At 64.8% G+C, this 22,855-nt stretch carries 21 protein-coding genes; 10 read left to right on the top strand and 11 right to left on the bottom strand.

Annotation, left to right across the window (positions count from 1 at the left end; all coding sequences use genetic code 11):
- Positions 1-51 precede the first annotated feature (51 nt).
- The 3 genes from ACN9MB_RS21395 to ACN9MB_RS21405 all read left to right on the top strand — a co-directional run bounded on the left by ACN9MB_RS21395 (position 52) and on the right by ACN9MB_RS21405 (position 3,677).
- Positions 52-2,115 (top strand): peptidase domain-containing ABC transporter, encoded by a 2,064-nt coding sequence (locus ACN9MB_RS21395; protein WP_426270238.1) that lies wholly within the window; start codon positions 52-54, stop codon positions 2,113-2,115.
- A 34-nt stretch (positions 2,116-2,149) separates the two neighbouring features.
- A complete protein-coding gene (locus tag ACN9MB_RS21400) occupies positions 2,150-2,482 on the top strand; it encodes a hypothetical protein (protein ID WP_426270239.1) in 333 nt (110 codons plus the stop codon).
- A gap of 73 nt (positions 2,483-2,555) precedes the next feature.
- Complete coding sequence (locus tag ACN9MB_RS21405; protein WP_426270240.1) at positions 2,556-3,677, top strand: retropepsin-like aspartic protease; 1,122 nt, start codon at positions 2,556-2,558, stop codon at positions 3,675-3,677.
- Positions 3,678-3,723: 46 nt separating this feature from the next.
- Here the strand turns inward: ACN9MB_RS21405 and ACN9MB_RS21410 are convergent, their stop codons facing one another.
- On the bottom strand, positions 3,724-4,713 hold the full coding sequence (locus ACN9MB_RS21410) for a LysR family transcriptional regulator (RefSeq protein ID WP_204634646.1): 990 nt from the start codon (positions 4,711-4,713) through the stop codon (positions 3,724-3,726).
- 175 nt (positions 4,714-4,888) lie between these two features.
- Here ACN9MB_RS21410 and aceB point away from each other — a divergent pair, with 175 nt between their 5' ends.
- Together aceB and aceA are read left to right on the top strand one after the other, a co-directional pair.
- On the top strand, positions 4,889-6,487 hold the full coding sequence (gene aceB / locus ACN9MB_RS21415; RefSeq protein WP_426270241.1) for a malate synthase A: 1,599 nt from the start codon (positions 4,889-4,891) through the stop codon (positions 6,485-6,487).
- A 128-nt stretch (positions 6,488-6,615) separates the two neighbouring features.
- Entirely contained in the window at positions 6,616-7,920 is a 1,305-nt protein-coding gene (gene aceA / locus ACN9MB_RS21420; RefSeq protein ID WP_204634648.1) for an isocitrate lyase, read from the top strand.
- Positions 7,921-8,031: 111 nt separating this feature from the next.
- Here the strand turns inward: aceA and ACN9MB_RS21425 are convergent, their stop codons facing one another.
- The 3 genes from ACN9MB_RS21425 to ACN9MB_RS21435 form a co-directional block, all read right to left on the bottom strand.
- Positions 8,032-9,822, bottom strand: a complete 1,791-nt coding sequence (locus ACN9MB_RS21425; RefSeq protein ID WP_426270242.1) for a cation:proton antiporter — start codon at positions 9,820-9,822, stop codon at positions 8,032-8,034.
- 275 nt (positions 9,823-10,097) lie between these two features.
- Complete coding sequence (locus tag ACN9MB_RS21430; protein WP_426270243.1) at positions 10,098-11,597, bottom strand: YifB family Mg chelatase-like AAA ATPase; 1,500 nt, start codon at positions 11,595-11,597, stop codon at positions 10,098-10,100.
- 164 nt (positions 11,598-11,761) lie between these two features.
- Positions 11,762-12,010: an accessory factor UbiK family protein gene (locus ACN9MB_RS21435; protein ID WP_046971251.1), complete on the bottom strand. Its 249-nt coding sequence runs from the start codon at positions 12,008-12,010 to the stop codon at positions 11,762-11,764.
- A 188-nt stretch (positions 12,011-12,198) separates the two neighbouring features.
- Here ACN9MB_RS21435 and glnK point away from each other — a divergent pair, with 188 nt between their 5' ends.
- Complete coding sequence (gene glnK, locus ACN9MB_RS21440) at positions 12,199-12,537, top strand: P-II family nitrogen regulator (RefSeq protein ID WP_046971250.1); 339 nt, start codon at positions 12,199-12,201, stop codon at positions 12,535-12,537.
- 3 nt (positions 12,538-12,540) lie between these two features.
- Here glnK and ACN9MB_RS21445 read toward each other — a convergent pair whose 3' ends face one another.
- Together ACN9MB_RS21445 and gpmA are read right to left on the bottom strand one after the other, a co-directional pair.
- The gene (locus ACN9MB_RS21445) at positions 12,541-13,056 is read right to left on the bottom strand and encodes a DUF1453 domain-containing protein (protein WP_426270245.1); all 516 of its coding nucleotides are present in this window, start codon (positions 13,054-13,056) and stop codon (positions 12,541-12,543) included.
- Positions 13,057-13,169: 113 nt separating this feature from the next.
- Positions 13,170-13,913, bottom strand: a complete 744-nt coding sequence (gene gpmA / locus ACN9MB_RS21450) for a 2,3-diphosphoglycerate-dependent phosphoglycerate mutase (RefSeq protein ID WP_204634652.1) — start codon at positions 13,911-13,913, stop codon at positions 13,170-13,172.
- A 143-nt stretch (positions 13,914-14,056) separates the two neighbouring features.
- Between gpmA and ACN9MB_RS21455 the strand changes: the two genes are divergently transcribed.
- Positions 14,057-14,716, top strand: coding sequence for a hypothetical protein (locus ACN9MB_RS21455; RefSeq protein WP_204634653.1), 660 nt, complete (start codon positions 14,057-14,059; stop codon positions 14,714-14,716).
- 18 nt (positions 14,717-14,734) lie between these two features.
- Here ACN9MB_RS21455 and hemF read toward each other — a convergent pair whose 3' ends face one another.
- Entirely contained in the window at positions 14,735-15,637 is a 903-nt protein-coding gene (gene hemF / locus ACN9MB_RS21460) for an oxygen-dependent coproporphyrinogen oxidase (protein ID WP_204634654.1), read from the bottom strand.
- Positions 15,638-15,715: 78 nt separating this feature from the next.
- Positions 15,716-16,426 (bottom strand): ElyC/SanA/YdcF family protein, encoded by a 711-nt coding sequence (locus ACN9MB_RS21465; protein ID WP_426270246.1) that lies wholly within the window; start codon positions 16,424-16,426, stop codon positions 15,716-15,718.
- Between the two features lie 180 nt (positions 16,427-16,606).
- Between ACN9MB_RS21465 and ACN9MB_RS21470 the strand changes: the two genes are divergently transcribed.
- The 3 genes from ACN9MB_RS21470 to ACN9MB_RS21480 are packed head-to-tail and all read left to right on the top strand — an operon-like array spanning position 16,607 to position 19,355.
- Complete coding sequence (locus ACN9MB_RS21470) at positions 16,607-17,806, top strand: beta-ketoacyl-[acyl-carrier-protein] synthase family protein (protein WP_426270247.1); 1,200 nt, start codon at positions 16,607-16,609, stop codon at positions 17,804-17,806.
- A complete protein-coding gene (locus ACN9MB_RS21475) occupies positions 17,803-18,600 on the top strand; it encodes a beta-ketoacyl synthase chain length factor (RefSeq protein ID WP_426270248.1) in 798 nt (265 codons plus the stop codon). The genes ACN9MB_RS21470 and ACN9MB_RS21475 overlap by 4 nt, the downstream gene beginning before the upstream one ends.
- A complete protein-coding gene (locus tag ACN9MB_RS21480) occupies positions 18,597-19,355 on the top strand; it encodes a glycosyltransferase family 2 protein (protein ID WP_204634658.1) in 759 nt (252 codons plus the stop codon). Before ACN9MB_RS21475 ends, ACN9MB_RS21480 begins: the two co-directional genes overlap by 4 nt.
- 13 nt (positions 19,356-19,368) lie before the next feature.
- Here ACN9MB_RS21480 and fabG read toward each other — a convergent pair whose 3' ends face one another.
- Genes fabG through ACN9MB_RS21495 form a run of 3 tightly spaced genes read right to left on the bottom strand, consistent with a single transcriptional unit; the run spans position 19,369 to position 22,853 of the window.
- Entirely contained in the window at positions 19,369-20,106 is a 738-nt protein-coding gene (gene fabG, locus ACN9MB_RS21485) for a 3-oxoacyl-ACP reductase FabG (RefSeq protein ID WP_204634659.1), read from the bottom strand.
- 13 nt (positions 20,107-20,119) lie between these two features.
- Positions 20,120-20,554 (bottom strand): phosphotransferase, encoded by a 435-nt coding sequence (locus tag ACN9MB_RS21490; protein ID WP_426270249.1) that lies wholly within the window; start codon positions 20,552-20,554, stop codon positions 20,120-20,122.
- Positions 20,538-22,853: an MMPL family transporter gene (locus ACN9MB_RS21495; RefSeq protein WP_426270250.1), complete on the bottom strand. Its 2,316-nt coding sequence runs from the start codon at positions 22,851-22,853 to the stop codon at positions 20,538-20,540. Before ACN9MB_RS21495 ends, ACN9MB_RS21490 begins: the two co-directional genes overlap by 17 nt.
- Positions 22,854-22,855: the final 2 nt, after the last annotated feature.

Consider the following 22,855-nt stretch of genomic DNA (forward strand, 5'->3'; position numbering starts at 1 on the left):
CCCTTCGAGGCCGTGACGCGTCCCCTACGGCGCTGGGGACGGTGCCTACCCATGATCCGGCAAAGCGAAGCGGCGGAATGTGGGCTGGCGTGCCTGGCGATGGTCGCGGCGTTTCACGGCCAGCATCACCGCCTACCCACGTTGCGGCGGCGTTTCGCAACGTCGCTTAAAGGCATGACGCTGACACAACTGCTATCGGTCGCCCATGCGCTCGGATTGAACGGCAACCCAGTGCGGCTGGAATTGGACGAGCTGCTGCGACTAACGGTGCCATGCATCCTGCATTGGGACTTGAATCACTTCGTGGTGCTGCGCAAGGCGGATCGGCACGGCGCGGTGGTTCACGATCCAGCCGTGGGCGAACGTCGGCTGCCGTATGCCGAACTAAGCAAACACGTCACGGGCATCGCCATTGAACTGTTCCCGTGCCCAACGTTTGAAAAAAAGGCAGCCGAGCCCGACCTGCCGCTGCGGGCGCTGACCGGGCACGTCGCCGGTCTAAGGGTCGCGCTGGCGACAGTGTTCGGGCTAGCACTCTCCCTGGAACTCGCTGGCTTGCTCGGGCCTCAGTTGCTGCAAATCACGGTCGATAGCGTAATCGCCGACGGTGACCACGACTTACTGACGTTCTTAAGTGTGAGCTTCTTGGCGCTACTGGTGTGGCAAATCATTTTGTCGGCGGTGCGCAGCTGGACGGTGATATGCCTGAGCACGCGCTTCAACCTGCAATGGACCGCCAATGTCTTTCAACACTTGTTGCGTTTACCGCAAGCGTATTTCCTGAAGCGCCATCTCGGTGACGTGGTGTCGCGCTTCGGGGCCATCGGCGCCATCCAGCAGACTTTAACCACGCGCGCCGTCGAAGTCATGCTAGACGGGATCATGGCGGGCCTAACGCTAGTGATGCTGTTGCTCTATAGCCCGCTGATGACGGCGATTACGGTGACCGGCCTGGGGCTGTACGGCGCGTGCCGCGCTCTGACCTATCGGTTCTATCGCGAAAAGAACCTCGAACAGATCGTGCAGGGGGCCAAGCAGCAAAGTCAGTTCTTGGAGGCGGTACGCGGTGTGCAGACGATTCGTCTGTCCAACCAGGTGCCTCAGCAATCGTCCCGTTTTCTGAATGCCGCCACAGACACCCTCAACGTCGGGGTGCAGGTGCAGCAGTTCAGCTTGATCTATGGCTCGCTGCAAAGCTTGCTAAGTGGCGCGCTACGCATCGGCGTCCTGTGGCTCGGCGCATCGCTCGCGCTGCGGGGACAGTTCAGCGCCGGCATGCTGATGGCGTTTCTTGCCTATTCCGACCAATTCACCAGTCGTGCTGCCAGCATGGTCGATTACGTGATCGAGCTACGCATGTTGCGCATGCAGGGCGAGCGCCTCGCCGACATCGTACTCACTGAGACCGAGGTGGATACCGAGGGTAACTACACCGGCCCGCTTCCAGACGCATCGCTATCGTTCGACTGCGTGGGCTTTCGCTATGCGGAGGGCGAGCCGTGGGTGCTAAGCGATTGCTCACTGGATATTCGGGCGGGCGAATCGGTGGCCGTCGTAGGACCCTCTGGCTGCGGCAAAAGCACCCTGGCGCGCTTAATGCTCGGTTTGCTGGACCCCGACGAGGGGCGTATTCGCGTTGGCGGCATTCAGCTCACGCGGCTTGGCAAACAGGCATTTCGGCAGATGGTCGGCTGCGTGATGCAAGATGACGCACTCATGGCCGGGTCTATCGCGGACAACATAGCGTTCTTCGCCGAAGACGCATCACAGGAACGCATCGAAGAGTCCGCACGGCTCGCACAGATTCACGATGACATCGTGACCATGCCAATGGGCTATCACACGCTATGCGGCGACATGGGGACGTCCCTATCCGGCGGTCAGCGCCAGCGTTTGTTGCTTGCACGCGCGCTATATCGCAAGCCGAAAATTCTAATCCTGGACGAAGCCACCAGTCATCTCGACCTGGCATGTGAGCGACGTATCAACGCCATGCTGCGCGACCTGCACATGACACGCATCTATATCGCCCATCGGCCTGAAACGATTGCGAGTGCGGATCGAGTGATCGACCTCGCTTCGAGGAGCAGCAAGCCTGCGTCCGAAAGGCTCTAAATATCGGGCACCCCTACACAAAAGGAGAAGTACCATGCGTTGTCTACTGTCGAATGAAATGTCGCTGGTGGCCGGTGGGTTCGGTTTTCAGCAGATAGAAGGCCCGAAGAATCTCCCTCCCGTGACGGTTACTCCGCCAGCGGGCATGACGTTCTATCCGAATGGCGGCGGCCCGTCCTCGATTACCTGTGCGCCGGGCACCAGCCCTGTATATAGGGAAGGCGGTGGTGGTGGTGGCACCGGCACGCTCGTGTTGCCCGGCAAGCTTGTCGATCTTTCGCTCGGCGGTCAGGGTAAGGGCGAATCAACTGTGCGTTGCGAACCCATTGAGCCACGGGGTTCGAATCATGGCCCCAGCGTCCGATAGAGCCACATAGTGCGGACCGATGCCGCGTAACCGCGGCATCGGTCATTTCAATCATCGTGCGGAGAACTCTAGCGTGTTCTACTTTCTGGATGCCTTATCGGTCGATGCCACCCCGCCGTCCGCCATTATCTGTCGAGATCTGCGCAGCTTTCGGTTCGCAGAGATCGAGCACAACCTCGCTACGCAGCCGTCTCTCGAAGGGTCCGACTGCGCGGTTGCCTACTACAACATCGTCGGCAATGTGAGAGCATACTATCGCGCACTTCAATTACTGGATAAGTCCGACGTCAGCCGATTTGAGCCTACCTACACCACGATCACGCCAGCGCACGTGTCCGCGCCACAGGCAGCCCGCGCCATTAACGTGTCCTTCGTCGGAGGACATTTAGGTCATCCTGGATGCATTGAAGATCCCGGGAAAAGCGTTTTTTATACCGTGTGCACCTCAATCAATGGCCACGATCAAGCCATGATCATCGATACCGGGTTCATGATGACCATCGTCACCCGCATCGTCGCCGATGCCTTGGGGCTGAAACCCATCGAAGTCCCGAATGGACCTATGAAGGGAACCTGGTTTAGTAAGCCTGCTTATGCGGTAGGTGGTCAGCCGGTTTATTTGATCAAGATCATGCTAAAGCGTTTGTCTGTCGGAGACACACACTTTGAAAACATACAAGGCGGCATCGATAAGACGAATTATTTCAACATGCTTGGGTACGACATTTTGTCAAAGTTCAACAACCTCTACCTTGGGCATGATGGCGACATTATTTTCAATACGGACAAGACCGTCACATTTACGCATTGCATACCCATGGCGCTGGAGATTCAGGATCGCCACGGCTTTAAGGGGTTGTCTATCCATATCAACGTCAACGGTAAGGATACGTTGGCTCTGATAGACAGCGGAAGCGATGGAATCATCACCGTCTTCGATAAGAGCAGATTCAGCAAGTCCACACCACTTAACGGCATGGTAACGTTCAACGCGCGAGGCGAATCGCTAAAGACACGCCGTTTTGACGCATTGATCGATATCGCGGGCTACCAGTTCAAGACCGAGGGACATTACGTCCAGACAACAGTCCCTGACCTGCCAGCTGCCATAGGGTCTGGTTTGCTTCGCAAAGGCGATGTCTTGCTTGATTTTGAGCACGCAAGGTTCTGCTTGAATAGAAACAGCAATACCTAAGCATCATCCGGACAGTTCGCAGCAAGGCCTTCCACGGCACGAAGCATCACCGCTCCGAGTGCCCTGACTCATCGTAATCGCGATGGGTTAGCAAGCCCGGCTTCACCAGATCGATGAACGCCCTCGCCTCCGCGCTGAGGAACTTGCCCTTGCGCATCACCACGCCGTAGCTGCGCTGCGGGAAATATTGCTTCATGTTTCGGACGGCCAAACGCGTGCGGTCCGCTTCGGTGATGCAGATGCCGGTGACGATGGAGATGCCCAGTCCCATCGCGACGTATTCCTTGATCACGTCCCAACCGCCCACTTCGATCGCGACCCGGAAAGGCACCTGCCGCTGCTGGAACACCAGGTCGACCAGGCGGTAGGTCGATAGTCGTTGCGGCGGCAGGATCAGGCCGTAGGGCGACAAATCCTGCAACGTCACCGCGGTCTTGGCGGCCAGCGGGTGGTCGGGCGGCATGATCAGCATCGGGTCGTAGTGATGCACGGGCGCCCAGGCGATGTCGTTGGGCACGTCGAGCATCGAGCCCACGGCGAAATCCGCCTCATCGGCGCGCAACAGCGCCAGGCCGTCCTTGCCGGTGACATTGGCCAGCTGCAGTTGCACCTCGGGAAAGTGCTCGCGGTAGCGACGCACCAGATCGGGCAGCAGGTATTGGATGGTCGAACTGCCCGCCGCGATGGTCAGGCGGCCGCCCTGCAGGCCTTTTACCTTGGTCTGGAAGTCGCGGTCCAGATTCTCCCAGCCTTCCACCAGCGGACGCGCCAATTCGTACAGCGCCTCTCCCGCGTCGGTGAGGTTGATGCGGCGTCGCCTGCGTTCCAGCAGCCGCACACCAAGCTCCCGCTCCAGCGCCTGAAGTTGGAGGCTCACTGTGGGTTGAGACAGAAACAGCGCCTCGGCCGCGCGGGTCAGCGTGCCCAGCTTCACCGTGTAGACGAAGGCCCGCATCTGCTTCTGGCGGTTCCCCTTGTAGTAGAAACGCCCCTCTTCGCTGCCACTTCCATACGTATCCGTACGTCGCCGGGACATGCCGGAATGCGTTTTTCTAGGCCCGACCGGGGGCTTCTTGGCCATATTTGCCTCTTACAACTCAGTAAGTTGAATTGATCATTAAGAATGACAATAGCAAAAATTGAAACATTTGCTTTGTCAAACCTAATTTCCGTGACCTAGTGTAATCCCATCGTCATCACGGAGATTCGCCATGGCCGTCCCCAAGGAACGCCTCACCCTTTCCCCGGCCCAGGTCTCTGGCGGAGTCCGCCAGGAACACGCCGCGATCCTCACACCGGAGGCGCTGGCCTTCCTGGCCGAGCTGCACCGCCAGTTCGACGGACGCCGCCTGGAACTGCTGGCGGCCCGTGAAGCCCGCCAGGCCCGCTACGACGCGGGCGAACTGCCGGACTTCCGTACCGATACCGCCGCCATCCGCGAGGGCAACTGGACGGTGGCGCCGATTCCGCTGGCGCTGCGCGACCGCCGGGTGGAGATCACCGGGCCGGTCGAGCGCAAGATGATCATCAACGCGCTCAATTCCGGCGCAAAGGTGTTCATGGCCGACTTCGAGGACTCCTCGGCGCCGACCCTCGCCAACCAGATCGACGGCCAGATCAACCTGCGCGATGCGGTGAACGGCGCGATCGAATACACCTCGCCCGAGGGCAAGCATTACCGCGTCAACGGCAATCCCGCCGTGCTGGTGGTGCGTCCGCGCGGCTGGCACCTGCCGGAGCGCCACATCACCGTCGATGGCGAACCGATGTCCGGCGCCCTGGTGGACTTCGGCCTGTTCGCCTTCCACAACGCACGCACGCTGCAGGCACGCGACCGCGGCCCCTACTTCTACCTGCCCAAGCTGCAGGCGATGGAAGAGGCGGCGTTGTGGGACGAGGTGATGGCCACCGCCGAAGCTGCGCTCGACCTGCCGCCCGATTGCATGAAAGCCACGGTATTGATCGAAACGCTGCCCGCCGTGTTCCAGATGCACGAGATCCTGCACGCCCTGCGCGGGCGTGCAGTCGGCCTCAACTGCGGCCGCTGGGATTACATCTTTTCCTACCTCAAGACGTTCCGCGCGCATCGCGATCGCCTGCTGCCCGATCGCAGTCAGGTGCTGATGACGGTGCCGTTCCTGAAGTCGTATTCGGAGCTACTGATCCAGACCTGTCATCGCCGTGGCGCGTTCGCCATGGGCGGCATGGCCGCGCAGATTCCGATCAAGGGCGACGATGTTGCGAACGACGCCGCGCTCGCCAAGGTGCGCGCCGACAAGCTGCGCGAAGTGCAGGCCGGTCACGACGGCACCTGGGTGGCGCATCCCGCACTGGTGCCGGTGGCGCAGGAAGTGTTCGACAAGTACATGCCCTCGCCCAACCAGCTCAACGTCATGCGCAGCGACGTCAACGTGTGCCGCAACCAGCTGATCGCGCCGTGCAGCGGCACCATCACGCGCGCCGGCTTCGACAACAACGTGGAAGTGGCGCTGCGCTACACCGCCTCGTGGCTGGACGGCCAGGGCTGCGTGCCCATCCATCACCTGATGGAAGATGCGGCCACCGCGGAAATCGCGCGCTCGCAGATCTGGCAATGGCTGCATCGAGGGCCGCTTGAATTCACCGACCACGCGCCGATCGATTTTGCGCTGTTCGACCATGCACTGGCGAAGCACACGCATCGCTTGATCGAGAGCAAGAGTCCCGTCGCACACCGTGCGGAACAAGCAGCGGCACTGCTCAAGCAACTCACGCACGGCGAAGAACTCGGCGATTTCCTGACGCTGGCTGCTTACGCGCGTCTCGACTGACCGGTAACCCTCGCTGTGGGAGCGCACCCTGTGCGCGACAAACCAACGGAGCGCCATGCCGAAAGGCCGCTGTCGCGCACAGGGTGCGCTCCCACAGTCGAAGACATCCAACGCAACGGAGTCACCTCATGAAAAACACATTGCCCACCGCCGATCAGATCGCCCTCGAATGGAAGAACAACGCTCGCTGGAACGGCATCCAGCGCAACTACGGCGCGGAAGACGTGGCACGCCTGCGGGGCACCGTGAATGTGGAACACTCGCTCGCCCGTCGCGGCGCCGAGCGCTTGTGGAAGTCGTTGCACAAGGAAGATTTCGTCAACGCGCTCGGCGCGCTCACCGGCAACCAGGCCATGCAACAGGTGAAGGCCGGGCTGCAGGCAATCTATCTGAGCGGCTGGCAGGTGGCCGCGGATGCGAATCTCGCCGGCGAGATGTATCCCGACCAGTCGCTGTATCCGGCCAATTCGGTGCCGTCGGTGGTCAAGCGCATCAACAACACGCTGCTGCGCGCCGATCAGCTGCATCATGCGGAAGGCCAGAACGATATCGACTGGATGGTGCCCATCGTGGCCGACGCGGAAGCGGGCTTCGGCGGCGTGCTCAATGCGTTCGAACTGATGAAGGCGATGATCGAAGCAGGCGCCGCGGGTGTGCATTTCGAGGACCAGCTCGCGTCGGTGAAGAAGTGCGGTCACATGGGCGGCAAGGTACTGGTGCCCACGCGCGAGGCCGTCGACAAACTCAACGCGGCACGTCTCGCCGCCGACGTGCTCGGCGTGCCCACCCTGATCGTGGCACGCACCGATGCCGATGCCGCCGACTTGCTTACCTCCGACATCGACGACAACGACAAGCCGTTCATCACCGGCGAGCGCACCGTGGAGGGTTTCTTCCGCGTGCGTCCCGGCCTGGACCAGGCGATCAGCCGCGGTCTTGCGTATGCGCCGTACGCCGATCTCGTGTGGTGCGAAACGAGCAAGCCGAACCTGGACGAAGCGCGCAAGTTTGCCGAGGCGATCCATGCGAAGTACCCGGGCAAGCTGCTGGCCTACAACTGCTCACCCAGCTTCAATTGGAGGAAGAACCTCGACGACGCCACCATCGCCACCTTCCAGAAGGAACTGGGCGCGATGGGTTACAAGTTCCAGTTCATCACGCTGGCCGGTTTCCACAGCCTTAACTACGGCATGTTCGATCTGGCCTATGGTTATGCCCGTCGCCAGATGAGCGCATTCGTGGAATTGCAGGAAAGGGAATTCGCCGCCGCCGACCGGGGCTTCACCGCCGTGAAGCATCAGCGTGAAGTCGGCACGGGTTACTTCGATGCCGTAACCCAGGCGATCCAGCAAGGACAGTCGTCCACCACCGCGCTCAAGGGTTCTACCGAAGAGGCGCAGTTCCAAGCCTCGCGTCAGGCCAGCGCCGCCTGACCTTGCCTGCCTCGCGTAGGCCGACAAGGACGTCGGCGCGTGCGTGGGGAGCGCGGCCCTGTCCAGCGCCCCCACGCATGCACGCAAGGAGTGCGCTGCGTATCGCCTTCGTCACGATGCGCTCTGCGGCGGCACCAGGGCGATCACCGTCCAGCCCGGACGCGGTTCGAGTTCGCGCTTCGCCGAAGATACGCGCAACGCGCCTTTCTCTTCGACGCCGAATAGCAGCACCGTGGGCGAACCATATTGCTCGATGAAGTTGGGCCAATCGAAGGTGCTGGTGAGACGCGTCGATTTGATCCGCCATCCCTCGGCGAGGCGCTCCAGAAAGCGCTCATGCGTCATGCCGTCGCCAAACAAGGCGGGCGCGGACAAATCGCCGCCCATTTGCAGGCGGCTGCCGGTGGCGTCGCCGTTGTCGTTGCTCAACCGATAGACCTTGCCGCGCCCGAATTCCTGCCGGTAGTACACGCAGGCCAGCGCGTTGCGTTCGCGGTTGGTCGACATGGCCAGCAAGCGGCCGATGCCCGTGAGATCGAGATGGCGTTCCGCGTACGCCGACGCGGGATAGCCGAAGAACGTCGGCAGGCCTTCCATGCGCGCGTGCTTGATGCCGTCCCAATGTTCATCGGCCACGATCACCTGGAAACCCGCATCGGCCAGGGCGCGTGCGACCACGCGCGCGGCCTGATCGGCGCCATAGATCAGCACGCCCGTGGGATCGGGCTCGGCCACCTTCAGCCAGCGCGCGAGCGGACGAGCCGTCGCGCTCTGCAACACTACGGTGCCGATGATCAGGATGAAGACCAGCGGCACCAACGCTTTTGCGCCTTCCATGCCCAGCGCATCGAGCTTCAGCGCAAACAGCGCCGATACCGCCGCCGCCACGATGCCGCGTGGCGCGACCCACGCGATCAGCGCGCGCTCGCGCCAGTTCAGCGTGCTGCCGATGCTGGCGATCGTTGCGGTGACGGGTCGCACGATCAGCTGGCCCACGATGAAGATGGCGATACCCGCCCACAACATGCCGTCCGGCAACGGCCAGCTCAGTCGTGCCGCCAGCAGGATGAACAGGCTCGAGACCAGCAAGGTGGTGAGGTTTTCCTTGAAATCGAGGATGTCGTCGATGTGCACGCCGCGCATGTTGCCCAGCGCGATGCCCATCACCGTGACGGTCAACAGGCCCGACTCGTGCGTGATGGCATTGGACAGCGAGAACGCCAGCAACACGGTGACCAGCGCGCCATAGTTCTGCAGATATTCCGGAATCAATTGCCGCCGCAGCAGGAACGCCAGCGTCCACGCCGCCAACAGGCCGATCACCACGCCGCTGGCGATCACCGCGAGGAAGATGCCCAGCGTGTGGCCCTGCTGGCGCGACACGATGGCCTCGTACACCAGCACGGCGAACAGTGCGCCGAGCGGATCGATCACGATGCCTTCCCAGCGCAAGGTGTTGGCGATGCGCGCATTCGGACGCACCGTGCGCAGCATCGGCGCGATCACCGTCGGCCCGGTCACGCAGGTCAGCGCGCCAAACAGCAACGCCACCTCCCAGCTCAGTCCGGCGAAGTAGTGCGCGGCGACGGCAAGCATCAACACCGCGATCACCGCACCATAGGTCACCAGTCCCCGCACCGCGCGACCGATATCCGGCAACTCGCTGAAACGCAGCGTGAGGCTGCCTTCGAAAAGAATCACCGACACGGCCAGCGAGACGATGGGAAACAGCAGCGGGCCGAGCAGTTTGTCGGGCGCCAGCACACCGATCACCGGACCCATCAGGATGCCGGCCAGCAGCAGGAACAGGATCGCTGGCAGCTTCACGCGCCACGCCAGCCATTGAGCGAGAAATCCGACGCCCAGGATGCACACCAGCAGGAGTCCAAGGTCGAGCGTCATGCGCGGTCCTTCGTGCGGTAGCCGTGGAGCTATCGGAGCACGCAAGCGACGCCAGCGTCCATCGTGCGATGACGCATTTCTATCGGAATCGGCGGGGAACTTGGGAGGGAGGGCCAAGCCCCGGTATCGGACGGGGGAGGGGGAGGGAGTACCGATACCGGGGTGGCAGGCATAGTTCAATGCAGAACCAGCGAGTACAGATAATACGCCGACGGCGATCCAAGTCAATACCCGTCAGTTCAAATATTACAGCTGCTAAGGGATGAGCCGGCGTCTCAGAAGCGCCGATACATCAAGGCTTCGGCAAGGTGGGTACGGTCCAGCAAGGCCGCGCCGCCGTCCAGATCGGCAATCGTACGGGCCACCCGCAGCGTGCGGTGGTAGGCGCGCGCCGACAGTCCCAGCCGCTCCAGCGCGCCGTCGAACCAGCGACGCTCTGTGGGGCCGAGCGCACAGTCACGTTCCAGCTCGCGCGTGCTGATCTCGGCATTCGCCCGTCCCGCGCGCATCAGGCCGTGGTGGCGCGCCTTGATCACGCGCGCCCGCACGGTGGAGGAGTCCTCGTCGTTTGGCCCGCGCAACGCACCCAGCTCGTTGAGCGGAACGCGCGGCACCTCGATCCCCAGGTCGATGCGGTCCATCAGCGGACCGGAAATACGACTGCGATAGCGCTGGATCTGGTCAGGCGTGCACTGGCAGCGCTGGCGTGGATCGCCGGCATAGCCACAGGGACAGGGGTTCATCGCCGCCACCAGCTGGAACTGGGCGGGAAAGGTCGACTGGCGTGCCGCCCGTGAGATCACGATGTGGCCCGACTCCATCGGCTCGCGCAACACGTCCAGCACGTGGCGGCCGAACTCCGGCAGTTCATCCAGGAACAACACGCCGTTATGGGCCAGCGAGATCTCGCCCGGCCGCGGCAACGCGCCACCGCCGACCAGCGCGACGGCCGAACTCGTATGGTGCGGAGCCCGAAAAGGGCGTCGGCGCCAGAACTTCGGATCGACCTCCTGTCCGGCCACGGACAGCACAGCGCAGGTTTCCAGCGCTTCCGATTCGCTCAGCGGGGGCAGGATGCCCGGCAGGCGCTCGGCCAGCATGGTCTTGCCGGTGCCCGGGGGTCCGAGCAACAACAGGTGATGGCCGCCGGCCGCCGCAATCTCCAGTGCGCGCCGCGCCTGCAGCTGGCCCCGCACGTCGGAAAGATCGGGACCGGTCACTTCGTCGAAGATGCCGGCCGCTTCGCCGGGCGGTGCCAGTTCCTGCGCACCACGCAGCCAGCCGCAGACTTCGGCCAACGTATCGGCGACCAGCACCTCGGCGTCCGATACCAGCGCCGCCTCGGCCGCGTTCGCCCGCGGCACCACCACACGCCGGCCGCGCGCGCGCGCGCGCAGCAGGGCGGGCAGGACGCCGGACACGCCGCGCAGCGCGCCCGACAGCGCCAGCTCGCCGAGGAATTCGCAATCGTCCAGCTTCTCGCGCGGGACCTGACCGCCAGCGGCCAGGATGCCCAGGGCAATGGCCAGGTCGAAACGGCCGCCATCCTTGGGCAGCTCGGCCGGCGCGAGGTTCACGGTGACCTTGCGGTTGGGATACTCGAACGCCGTGTTCTGGATGGCCACGCGAACCCGGTCACGGGCCTCGCGTACGGCCGCCTCGGGCAGACCCACGATATTGGTGCCCGGCAGGCCTCCGGAGAGGTGGACTTCCACCATGACCTGGGGCGCCGCCACGCCTTCCTGGGCTCGGCTGAGGGTGACGGCAAGACTCATGGCGCTCGCACGATCCGTACGGCGCGGGAGTGGCTGCCAGGTTGAAACACGGAGCAACTCCCTCAAGCGGCCTGCAGAGAAAATAGCCGCCCCCGATCGTTCTCGGGGTGAGGGTGACGGATCGGGGACGGCTCCCGGGACATGGGCCCGTGCCGCACCTTCAGTCAGGTGCCCGCACCAGCCTCGAGATCTGCGATTCGCTTCTCCAGGGCCTCGACCTTGGCGCGGGTGCGCGCCAACAGCTGGCTCTGGACTTCAAACTCCTCGCGCGTGACTAGATCAAGGCGGCGCAATCCCTGCGCCAGAACATCGCCGAAGTTGGTGCGCAAATCCTGTTGCGCCTGAGCCAGTCCAGATGGAACCAACGAAACAAGACGCTGGGCAAGTTGATCGATATCCTGCCTATCCATCATGGATAGCACCTCGAGCTCGTCAGGGTGGAGTTTAGGTTCATGTCTTTAAATGCCACTATCGGCATGCTCCACTTGTGTGTGTAGGGATTTTCCTACAGAGAGCTCCGAGACGACAGCGGCACGCCACTCCAGGCAAAATGCCGCTCCCTGGCCCGCGACGGGCATTCGGTCGATCAAGAGGAAAACCCATGAAGCTGGTGGTTGCGGTCATCAAGCCGTTCAAGCTGGACGATGTGCGCGAAGCCCTGGCGGAAGTGGGCGTGCAGGGCATCACGGTCACCGAGGTGAAGGGCTTTGGCCGCCAGAAGGGCCACACCGAACTCTATCGCGGCGCCGAGTACGTGGTCGACTTCCTGCCCAAGATCAAGCTGGAAGTGGCCGTCAGCGACGAACAGGTGGACCGCGTGGTGGAGGCCATCCAGGCCTCGGCCAAGACCGGCAAGATCGGCGACGGCAAGATTTTCGTCAGCTCGCTCGAGCAGGTCATCCGCATCCGCACCGGCGAGATGGACGGCGACGCGCTCTGAGCCTCAGGCCAGCTGCGCCCGCTCGAAGCGGCGATGGTGCACCAGTAGGCCGGCGAAGTAGCTGATGTAGTAACCGAACGTCAGGCCGAAGATGGCCAGGGTCAGCGGGCTGTTGCCCATGGCAGGACCACTGTGTGCCACGGCCGTCTCCTGCAGCGGCGACAGCACCATGAAGCGCCAGGCCAGGCGGCCGAGCAGCAGCGCGGTGAGCAGGCCGCCGATCCAGGGGTTGGGAATATAGAGATCGTTGCCGGCGGCATCGCGCTCGAAGCGGGTCAGCTTGATCCCCACCGCGCCCAGCGCTGCACCGGCCAGCGCACCGCCCAGCAGCCCTTCCAGCAAGCGCGGGTTGTGCAGGCCGCCCAGGCCGAACAAGCCCATGATCACGGCCAGGAAGACGATGCGCCCGATCATGCGCTTGCGGCGGATCGGTTGCCGCCCGAAGCTGCCGCGCACGCGGCGCCATACGCCGAACGCGATCAGCGGGATCATCAGCGCATAGATCATGTTCTGGGACATCGCAGGCACCTGTGGATGGGATGCGACGCAGCTTATCGGCCCGCGGCCGCCCGCACGACTGACGAGACGCAGTCATCGCGGATGACGCCTGTCACCCGCGATGGCGCCAGGATCTACTTCGCCTTGCCCTGATTGGCCACGGCCGCCATCTTCGCAGCGATGGCGTCGGCGTCGCCCAGGTAGTAGTGGCGTATCGGCTTGAGGTCCTGGTCGAATTCGTACACCAGCGGCACGCCGTTGGGGATGTTGAGTTCGACGATCTCCTCTTCGGAGATGTTGTCCAGGTACTTCACCAGCGCGCGCAGCGAATTGCCGTGCGCGGCCACTACCACGTTCTGGCCGGAGGCGATCGCCGGTGCCAGCACGTCGTGCCAGTACGGCACCACGCGGTCGACGGTGTCCTTGAGGCACTCGGTGTCGGGAATCATCGAGGGATCGAGGTTGGCGTAGCGCGGATCGTTCACCGACTCGTTATTCGCGCGGTCCAGCGGCGGCGGCGGAATGTCGTAGCTGCGACGCCACACCTTGACCTGGTCCTCGCCGTACTTGGCCGCGGTTTCGGCTTTGTTGAGGCCGGTGAGACCGCCGTAGTGACGCTCGTTGAGACGCCAGTCGGTGACCACCGGCAGGTACATCTGCTCCATCGCATCCAGCACGCCCCACAGCGTCCGCACGGCGCGCTTGAGCACGGAGGTGTGCGCGACATCGAAACGGAATCCGCCGGCCTTCAGCAGGCGACCGGCCTCGGCGGCCTCGGCCATGCCTTGTTCGGTGAGGTCCACATCGGCCCAGCCGCTGAAGCGGTTGTCCAGGTTCCACTGGGATTGGCCGTGACGAATGAGTACGAGCTTGTACATGGCGGGAATTCGTGGCGGGAAACGCACGATGGTGAGGCCCCGCCCCGGTCTCGTCAAATCACGGCGCCCCTGTCGAAGGTCATGCTAAACCCTGGGTCCAGGCGGTGCATCCTAGGGTGGTCATCACATTTACGGAGTTCATCATGCGTCGTCATCTGCTAGCACTCGCCCTGGCCCTGGCCCTGCCCGTCGTGGCCCAGGCCAGCGACAACGATATCGACAAGGTCAACGGCACCGCCCAGGTGGAAGCAGGCCAGCACGCCGGCAACATCAGCACGGTCAACGGCGCGGTGCGCGTGGGCGACAACGCGGTGGTGCAGAAGGCCAGTACGGTCAACGGTTCGGTCGATCTCGGCGATCGTGCGCAGGCCACCACGGTCGATACCGTGAACGGCGGCGTCAACCTCGGCTCGGGCTCGCGCGTGACCGGCACGGTGAGCACCACCAACGGCGGCATCCATCTGGAGAAGGGCGCCGACGTCGCCGGCAAGGTGGGCAACGTCAACGGCAGCATCAAGCTCGACGCCGCGCACGTGGGCGGCGGCCTGCAGACCACCAACGGCGATGTCACCGTGGGCGCCAATTCGCGCATCGAAGGCGGCATCCTGGTCGAGAAGCCGGGCGGCTGGAGCTGGAGCAGCAGCAACCGTCTGCCGCACGTGGTGATTGGTCCGCATGCGGTGGTGCAGGGCACGCTGGAATTTCGCCGCGACGTGGTGCTTCAGGTGAGCGATAGCGCGCAGATCGGCCCGGTGAAGGGCGCCACGCCGGTGAAGTTCAGCGGCGAGATGCCGACGGAATAAACCGGCAATCGGCGCGCGTTACACCCAGTCGCGCGGCTTGAGGTAATCCGCAAGCCGCGCTTCCGGCGACTCCGCCTCGGGCTGGAAGTTGTATTCGAAACGCACGCGCGGCGGCAGGCTCATCAGGATCGATTCGGTGCGCCCGCCCGATTGCAGGCCGAACAGCGTGCCGCGGTCGTAGACGAGGTTGAACTCCACGTAGCGGCCGCGCCGATACAGCTGGAATTCGCGCTCGCGCTCGCCGTAGGCGTCGTTCTTGCGGCGCTCGACGATGGGCAGGTACGCGTCGAGGAAACCCTGGCCCACGTCACGGGTGAAGGCGAAACAGCGCTCGAAGCCGCCTTCGTTGAGATCGTCGTAGAACAGCCCGCCGACGCCGCGCGTTTCGCCGCGGTGCTTGAGATAGAAATACTCGTCGCACCATTGCTTGTAGCGCGCATATACGTCGTCGCCATACGGCGCGCACAGATCGCGCGCCACCGTATGCCAATGCCGCACGTCTTCATCGCGCGGATAGAACGGCGTGAGATCGAAGCCGCCGCCGAACCACCACACCGGATCCACGCCCTCTTTGCTCGCTTCGAAATAGCGCACATTGGCGTGCGTGGTCGGCACGTGCGGATTGCGCGGATGCAGCACCAGCGACACGCCCGTGGCCACGAAACCGCCGCCCGCCAGATCCGGACGATGCGCCGTGGCGCTGGGCGGCAGCTGGTTGCCGTACACGCGGGAGAAATTCACGCCGGCCTGCTCGAACAGGGCGCCATCGCGCAGCACGCGCGTGCGGCCACCGCCGCCGGCAGGGCGCGTCCATGCGTCTTCTTCGAAACGCGCCTTGCCATCGAGCTGTTCGATCGCCGCGCAAATGCGATCCTGCAGCTCGCGCAGGAACAATTCGGCTTGGTCGGCTTGCTGGCTCATCGGGCGGTCCGTCGTCGTTCGAAGATCCCAAGCTTAGCAAGCGCTGCGCATGCGCCGCTGCGGCGGCGCACCGGGTCTTCAGCTAAGGCGTGCACTGATCCGCTGGTGCCCGATCAGGCGCGCCCAGCGCACGCCGATATCGATCCACATCAGATAACCCGACTCGGCCAGCAATCGCACCACATAGCGGCGGCTGAGCACGAGCCTGGCTTCGGCCGCGACCGGCACGCTGGGAAAACCCAGCCGCCGTGCCAGCAATTGGCAGCGCGCCAGGTGATAACGGCTGGTCACCAGCGCCACCGGCGGCAGCACGCGCATCACCGGCCCGTCTTCCTGCAGCAGGCTGCGGGCATGGCGCAGGTTCTCCAGCGAGTCGACCGAGGCCTGTTCCAGCTGCATCACCACGCCCGGCGGCAGCTCGTGCTGTTCCAGCCAGCGGCGGCCGGCCGCCGCCTCGCTGATGGCGCCTCCGCTGCGACCGCCCAGCAGCAGGACACGCTCGGTGTCGTGCGAGCGCATCAGCGCCAGCGCGCGCAGCAGGCGTGCCTGGTAGTCCTTCTCGGGGGCGTCCTGTACCAGTCGGCGACCGAATACCAGTACGGTCATGGGCCGGGCCGGCACCACCGGACTGCGTGCCGCCACCCGCCATACATGAACGAGATAGCCCACCCACACCAGGCCCAGGCTCAAGCTGACCGCGGCCACCATCACCGCGGCGGCGTGCAATACATCCCGGTCGCTCAGATAGCGCCAGGGGCCACGCTTGAGGGGGGCGGTGATAGGCGGCACGGCGGGTCGGGGCAGGGTGGAAGCGAAGGCGCAGTTTCCCACGGGGCCCGCTTCGCGTCGCGCGCAGCCGTCACGCCAGGCGCAAGCGGGAGTCAAAGCGTTGCTGACAAACATGAACGCCGTAAAGCGTACGGCCTGTCCAGACTAGGAAATGTTTCAGTCGCTCGTTAGGCTCGCGCGATGTCAGGACCGATCCAACCCCTTGCCGTCAGCGCCTATACGGTTACTTCAGCGCTGGGCCAAGGTCTCGAAAGCCATCTCGCCGCCTTGTCTTCCAGCCACGGCGGCCTACGTGAAAATGACTTCAGCAGCGCACCGTTGGCGTGCTGGATCGGCCGTGTCGAAGGCGTCGAAGATGCCGCGCTGCCCGCCGCCCATGCAGCCTGGGAAAGCCGCAACAACCGCCTTGCCTGGCTGGGACTGCAGCAGGACGGTTTCCTCGAGCGCGCACTGGATGCACGCCAGCGCTACGGCGCGGCGCGTGTGGCGCTGGTGTTGGGCACGTCCACCGCGAGCATTGGCGCGACCGAGGGAGGCTACCGCCACCTCGACAGCGACGGCCGCATGCCGGCCGAGCTGCGTCGCCCGCCGATCCACGCGCCGCACTCGCTGGCCGGTTTCGTGGCCGAGGCGCTCGGGCTGGAAGGCCCTTGCCTGACCGTTTCCACCGCCTGCTCCTCCAGCGCCAAGGTGTTTGCCAGCGCCGAGCGTCTGATTCGCCTCGGCCTGGCGGATGCGGCCGTGGTCGGTGGCGTGGACACGCTGTGCGACAGCGTGCTGTTCGGCTTCAACGCGCTGGAGCTGGTATCGCCCCAGCCATGCCGGCCGTTCGACCAGGCCCGTTGCGGTATTTCCATCGGCGAAGCGGCGGGTTTTGCCTTGCTCGAGCGCGTGGATAGCGCGCCGGGCGCGCCCCGCCTGCTCGGCTATGGCGAATCCAGCGATGCCCACCATATGTCCACGCCCCATCCCGAAGGGCTCGGCGCCGAGCTGGCGCTGCGCGACGCGCTGGCACGGGCCGGACTGCACGCCGACCAGGTGGACTACATCAACCTGCACGGCACCGCGAGCCAGAAGAACGATGAAGTGGAGGCCGCCTTGATCGCCCGCGCCTTCCCTGTCACCACGCGGGCCAGTTCCACCAAGGGTTTCACCGGCCACACCCTGGGTGCCGCCGGCATCCTCGAAGCGGCGATTGCCTTGCTGGCGATTCGCCACAACCTCGTTCCCGGCAACCTGGGCTGCACCCATCCCGATGAAGCCTGCGGCCCGCAGCTGGCGCTGCAGAGCGAGCAGCGCGTGGTCAACGTGGCCTTGAGCAATTCGTTCGGCTTCGGTGGCAACAACGCCTGTCTTGCCTTCGGGAGGGCACCGGCATGAGCAGGTTGCAGATCCACGTCGAAGGCATCGGCCTGTGGTCGCCCGCACTGGCCGATTTCGGCGCGCTGCAGGCGCAACTCGATGGCGCACCTCCGGTCGCTGCGACCGCGCGTCCGCCGGCCGCCAGCCTGCCGGCGAACGAACGGCGCCGCGCGCCGGAAAGCGTGCTGCTGGCGGTGGAGATCGCGGGCCAGGCGGTGGCCATGAGCGGCCACGCGGCGAGCGACTTGCCCTGCGTGTTCGGCTCCTCCTTTGGCGATCAGCTGATTTCCGACTACATGTGCGCCACGCTGGCGAGCGCACCCGCCGAACTTTCGCCCACGCGCTTCCACAATTCCGTGCACAACGCGCCCGCCGGCTACTGGACCATCGCCATCGGCTGCCACGCGACCTCGAGCGCCATTTCGGCCGGTGCCGCCACGGTGGGCGCCGGCCTGCTGGAAGCGGCCACGCTGAGCATGACCGAGCAGCGGCCGGTGCTGCTGGTGTGCAGCGATATCGCGGGCACCGGCCCGGTCGGGGAAATGAGCGGCACGCGCAGCTCGTTCGGCTTTGCGCTGGTGCTTTCGCCAATGCGGACGCCGCGAACGCTGGTCAGCCTCGACATCGAGCTGACGCCGCACGCCCGCCATGATCTACGTCCGGCGCCTGCGGTCGGCGCATGGTACGAAAGCAATCCGATCGCCGCATCGGCATGGCCGCTGATGCAGAATCTCGCTAAGGGCGAAGGGGCATGCACCCTCGCCGCTGCCGAAACCCTGGCCTTGAGGGTTGCGTTGGAGACCGCTGTTTGAATACGTCCGATGTCCGCTGGTGCGTGCTGATTCCCTGCCTCAATGAAGAGGCGGCGATCGGCGAAGTGGTGCAGTCCGTCCTGTCGCTGGGCGTGCCGGTCATCGTGGTCGACGACGGTTCGGACGACCGCACGCCCGAGATCGTGGCCCAGATGCCGGTGACGCTGCTGCGCCACCCGCAACGCATGGGCAAGGGCGAAGGCTTGCGCACGGGGTTTCGCGAGGCATTGCGCCAGGGCTTCGATGCCGTGCTCACCATGGATGGCGACGGCCAGCATCTGGCCAGCGACATTCCGCGCATCGCCGCAGCGGCGCAGCGCTATCCCAAGCACATCGTGATCGGCGCGCGCCTGCTCGAACGCGAACAGCAACCCAAGGGACGCCGCCGTGCCAACGCGGTGGCCGACTGGGGCATCTCGTGGGCTTGCGCGCAGCCGGTGGCCGACACGCAGAGCGGGCAGCGCTGGTATCCGCGCGCCGCGCTCGACCTGGTCGACCTGCCGGCGGAGAACTTCGTGTTCGAGGCGGCCATCCTGATTGCGGCGTCACGCGAGAAGGGCCTGGGCGTGGTATCGGTGCCGATCGCCTCGCGTTACCAGGGCGAATTCCGCATCAGCCATTTCAGCCCGGTGCGCGACGTGACACGCATCACCGTGTACACCATCGGACAGGTGGTTCGCCACGGCGACGTGCTGGCAAGTTACCGCCGCTCGCGTGCTTCGCGTCCGATCGTGTTCGACGCTGCAGTGACCTGAGCGTCATCCGGCATCAAACCATGCCGCCATTGACGCCGATCACCTGGCCGTTGATGTAGCCGGCCGCGTCGGAACAAAGAAACGCCACCAGCGCCGCCACTTCTTCGGGCTTGCCCGCGCGTTGCGCGGGCACGATCTCGCGGATGCGTTCGGGCGGGAATTCCTCGCCGATCATGCGCCCTTCGATCACGCCAGGCGCCACCACGTTCGCGGTAATGCCACGCGAGGCCATCTCGCGCGCCAGCGAGCGCGTGGCGCCATGCAGCGCGGATTTGGCCGCCGCGTAGTTCGCCTGGCCGCGATTGCCCAGCTGCGCCGCCACCGAACTGACCGACACGATGCGCCCGAAGCGCGCGCGCGCCATCGGCAACAGCAAGGGCTGCGTGACGTGGAAGAAGCCGTGCAGCGATACGTCGATCACACGCCGCCACGCTTCCTCGGACATGCCTGCCATCGGGCTGTCCTCGTGCACGCCGGCGTTGTTGATCACGGCGTGGATCGGGCCGTCGGCCAGCAGGGACTCCAGTGCATGTCGTGTCGCGGCTGCATCGGTCACGTCGAACGTCACCGACTGCGCCGTACCGCCGGCGTCGCGAATGCCTGCGGCAACATCGTCGGCACGCGCCAGGCCGGCGTTCGCATGCACGATCACGTGATAGCCGCCCAGGGCCAGTGCCTGTGCGATGGCGCCGCCGAGATCACCGCTGCCGCCGGTCACCAGCGCGCGGCGAGGAGTGTGGGCCTGTGACATGGCAACCTCGGTGTCAGGAAAGGGGATGGATCACGGCAGCACGGCCGCTTGCCAGCACGCGGCCGCCCTGTTCGACACGAAACGCATACTGCGCGCCGGCATCATCGGCGTAAAGGCTTTCCGCATGGACGTCCAAACGTCCTTGCGATGGGTCCACATATTCGACGGCCAGCGCGATGTCGCGCAGGCTCACCAGGCGGCCGGGGCGCGCGTGTTCGACGCCACGCGACCGCGCCAGCAAGGCGCCGTGCACTGCCATGGCCTGCGCACCGTATTCGGCAAGATGCACCGCATGCAATCCCGATGCGCCGCGCAATGGATGCTCAGCCAGGGTGTGGCTTTCGCTGATGGCGTGAATGCGCGTGTCGTCCCACGACAGCACCGCATCCAGCAGCGACATCGCACCCTGGTGAGGAATCAGATGAGCCCAGTCAGTCTTGGCGAGCATGCGGTGCCATCAGGATCGAAAGACAGAAATGGAACGCCACGCCAAGGCCGACCGTGAGGCCGATCGCGCGCAAGACCGGAATGGTGCTCCAGGCCAGCATGCCGAACACCAGCAGGGCGGACAGCACACACACCAGCGTGGCGTGCAGCGTGCGCCGTTGTTCGGCCGCATCGCCCGTATCGCGCTCGAAGAAAAGCGCGTAATGCAGGCCCAGGCCCGCGGCCAGGATCAGCGCGACCAGATGAAAGAGCGATATTTCCACGCCCGATACACGCTCGACGGCGAGCACCAGGAACGTGGCCAGGGTCATCGGCGCCAGCACGTGCCATGCGCGCCGCACGCTGCGCAGCGCCACCACGATGGCGATGACCAGCAGCGCGGTGGCGCCGAGCAAGGCATGGAGAATGCGCGCCCGGTAGTCCACCACCAGCGATTCGGCGGCGCCCTTGAGGTCCAACAGGCGCACATCGCCACCGCTGTCGCGGGCCAGTGCCTGCAGCGCGTCCACATCGTGCACGCCGCTGAGTGTGCCAAGGCCAAGCCAATGGCCGTCTCGCTGCATCAGCATCGCCGAGACCCGCTGTCCCAGCGGCGACGACCCGAATTGCTGTGGCGTCAGCAACGGCAGGCTGCGCGCCTTCTCCACGTCGTCGAGGAAAGGCGAGAACAGGCCGGACTGGAACGGCATGCCCTGCTCCGCCTCGGCCAATGCGCGGGTCAGCGCAGCGCGGTCCGGCAAGGCCTGCTGCCGCGCACGCTGCACGGCTTCACTGGGCAGATAGCGCGACGGCAGCTCCACCGCATCGACGGCGTGGCGTGCGACCAATGCATCGACGGCGGGCTCCAGTTTCTCCGACAGGGTCAGCACGCCTTGTTCGTCCGGCGCCTGCAGCACCAGCAGGTAACGCACGTCAGGAGCGCCAAGTGCTTCACGCAGTCGCGCATCGCGCAGCAACAGATCGCGCGGCAGCGGCGTCAACGCCGACAGGTCGTTCTGCCAGAACGGACCTTGCGCGAACACCAGCATGAGCACCGTCGCCACGGCGACCAGCAGGGGAATCCAGCGTGGTCGTGGCAGACGGTCGACGAATCGGCGGGCACGGATCAGCCAGCCCATGTTGGCGACGTCGCGCACGCGATCCGGCAACAAGTACGGCAGCAGATAGCGTGTGCTGAAGCCCGCCACCAGCAAGCCCGTCACGGTGAACACCGCCAGTTGCTGCAGGCCGCTCACGCCGGAAGCGAAGAACGCCGCATAGGCAATGCAAGCCGAGGCAATCGCGGTGAGCAGCAGCGGCCACAGGTCGCGCACGCTCTGCACGGCACTTTCGCCCGCGCGACGATGGCTCAGCACGCGGATCGGATACTCCTGCGCCACGCCGAGCAAGGTGAACCCGAACGCGAGCGTGATCCCATGCACCTGCGGAAACAGCAGCACCAGCGCGCCGATGCCGGCCAGCGCCGCGCTGGCGATGGGCAGGGCGGAGAACAGCAGCGAGCCGATGCTTCGGTACGCCAGCAGCAACAACACGATGAAACCCACGGTCGAGATGCGGCCGATCCATTCCGCCTGCCCGCGCGTCTGCGTGTTTGCCACCACGCTGAAATAGCCCGGACCGCTGACCACAACCGACGCACCTGCATGCGCCGGCAACGCGTCGAAGTCGCGCTGAATGCCGTCGATGGCCTGCGCCTGGGCGTCCGGATCGAAACCCGCCGCGTGCGTCAGCACCAGCAACAAGGCTTCGTGCTGCGGCGAAAACCACACGCCCTGCACAATCTCCGGCGATTTTGGCGGCGACCAGCGCTCCGCCAGCTTGAGCACTTCCAGGGTCGGATCGCGGGGCAGCAAGCCCTTCAGCATGCTGGCCGCAGGCGACGACAGATCGTCCAGCCGCTGCTGCAGTTCGTCGCGCAGGTACTTGGCGTCCAGCGCTTGATGATCCAGAGTGGGCGAGAGCAGATAGCGATACGGCAGCAGGGCATCGTCGAGCGCGCCGATATCGAAGCTGCCGTTGAGCACCTGCGCGTAACGCTCATCCTTGCGCAGGGCGGCAGCGAGCTGTTGGCTCAAGGCGGCGACTTGTTCGTCGGACTTGCCGCTGATCGCCAGCAACAGCAGGCGCGAGCCCGGCCCCTCGCCCACCTGCTCCATCAGCAGGCGCTGGTCGGGCGTAGTGGGCGCCGGCATGAAGCTGCGCAGGTCGGTGCTGACGGTTAGGTGCCGCGCCACGAAGACGCCGAGCACGGCCAGCGTCGCCAGCCACAACACCAGCAGCGTCAGGCGGCCACGACGCACCT

The organism is Dyella kyungheensis (assembly GCF_049913195.1).
GTDB classification, from domain to species: Bacteria; Pseudomonadota; Gammaproteobacteria; order Xanthomonadales; family Rhodanobacteraceae; genus Dyella; species Dyella kyungheensis.